Origin of the sequence: Candidatus Magnetobacterium casense (assembly GCF_019173545.1) — a bacterium.
Lineage (GTDB): Bacteria > Nitrospirota > Thermodesulfovibrionia > Thermodesulfovibrionales > Magnetobacteriaceae > Magnetobacterium > Magnetobacterium cryptolimnobacter.
Genome location: NZ_JABXWD010000559.1, coordinates 1 through 1,803 on the forward strand (window position 1 = coordinate 1; position 1,803 = coordinate 1,803).

The window sequence follows — 1,803 nt, forward strand, 5'->3', positions numbered from 1 at the left end:
TAAAAGTTATCAATTCACAGCAGGGCACCCTGGGGTCGGGAAATCACTTCATAGAGGTACAGTACGTCAGCGAAATATACGACGAGCGGGCGGCAGAGGCCTTCGGATTGTTTAAAAACCAAGTCACTGTAATGATCCACACGGGGTCGCGCGGGTTTGGGCACCAGGTTTGCACGGACTTCCTCTCCACGATGGAGCAAGCCTCCAGAAAGTACGACATCCAACTGGCCGACAAGGAGCTGGCCTGTGCCCCGTTTAATACCCAGGAGGGACAGGACTACTTTTCGGCGATGAAGGGTGCAGCCAACTACGCCTGGGCCAACCGTCAGTGCATCATGTACTGGTGCATGGAGGCAATGTCACAGGTCTTTAAGGGCAGTCCCCAGGGACTTGGCCTGAGCCTGGTCTACGACGTGGCGCACAACATCGCCAAGGTGGAGAGACACGGCACCAACAACCTCGTGGTACACAGAAAGGGCGCCACGCTTGCCCTGCCCCCCGGACACCGGGAACTCTCCGACGTCTACCGCCACATCGGCCAACCGGTGCTCATCCCGGGGGACATGGGGCGGGCATCGTTTGTCCTGGTTGGCACGGAGGGGGCGATGCAGCAGTCCTTTGGCTCCACCTGTCATGGAGCGGGCCGGGTGTTGTCGCGCCATCAGGCCCTCAAAAAGGCCAAGGGACGTGCCATCTGGCGTGAAATGGAGGACATCGGTGTTACGGTAATGAGTGCAGGCAGGGGCACGCTCGCCGAAGAAATGTCGGAAGCATACAAGGACATATCAGACGTAATAGACGTCGTAGACTCCGCCGGTATCTCCAAAAAAAGTGGCCATGCTAAAGCCCCTCGGCGTGATAAAGGGGTGACAAGACCCTGCTTGTGAATTGATAACTTTTATGCATCGAAACTACTTAGCAGATTTAGATTTAATAGAGGTAATAAAGAATAGGTTGGTAAGCGTATACGATCCAAAGGCGATTTACTTATTTGGGTCGTATGCGTGGGGTAGGCCGACATATGAGAGTGACATTGATTTGCTTGTAATAATCGAAAAATCTGATGATAAACCATACAGGCGGCCAATAAAAGGTCTTAGGGTGTTAAGAGACTTGAAAGTACCAGAAGACATCTTAGTATACACAGCAGGTGAGTTCAGTCAGTTGTCAGATGATATGTCTACTTTATGTTACAAGATTAAGCATGAAGGAATAAAACTCTATTGAGAATAGGAAGGATAGACTTTGCCAACCTCTACCCGATCTTTCACTGTCTCGAAAGACTCGGAGCCAGGGGGCGGGGGCAATATGAGTTTACAGGGGGCGTGCCTTCCCAAGTCAATGCCCTTATGAGACAGGGACTCATCGACGTTGGCCCTGCCTCATCGATCGAGTATCTCAGGAACCGTCACCTGTACGACCTCATACCGGGGCATTGCATCAGTGCATGCGGGCAGGTGATGAGCATCATTTTCTTTAGCACCGTTGAAATAGAGCGTTTAGACGGCGCCACGGTACTGACTACGGCACAGGCAGAGACCTCCACGGCATTATTGAGGATCATACTGAGGGAGTTCTACGGTCTTGAGTGCAACCTCCTTGGCTCAAACGTGCCCCTGATGGCGGGACTGTCACAACATCCGGCCTATCTGCTCATAGGCGACGATGCCCTCATAGAGGCTCAACGTTGTAGCGGACAGTTGTACGTCTACGACCTCAGTTCCATATGGTATGAAAAGACGGGGGAGTCGTGTGTGTTTGCCCGGGGGGTTGCGCCAAAGGGTTTTAATTGCGAGTTTCTCG

General features: G+C 52.5%; 3 protein-coding genes. All 3 read left to right on the forward strand.

Annotated elements, in window-relative coordinates:
- Positions 1-887: RtcB family protein (locus HWQ67_RS17525; protein ID WP_218253987.1), on the forward strand; the 887-nt coding region annotated here is incomplete at its 5' end.
- 13 nt (positions 888-900) lie between these two features.
- Positions 901-1,227 (forward strand): nucleotidyltransferase domain-containing protein, encoded by a 327-nt coding sequence (locus HWQ67_RS17530; protein ID WP_218253988.1) that lies wholly within the window; start codon positions 901-903, stop codon positions 1,225-1,227.
- Positions 1,224-1,803 (forward strand): menaquinone biosynthetic enzyme MqnA/MqnD family protein (locus HWQ67_RS17535; protein ID WP_218253989.1); only part of this gene is annotated, 580 nt, incomplete at its 3' end. The genes HWQ67_RS17530 and HWQ67_RS17535, both read left to right, overlap by 4 nt.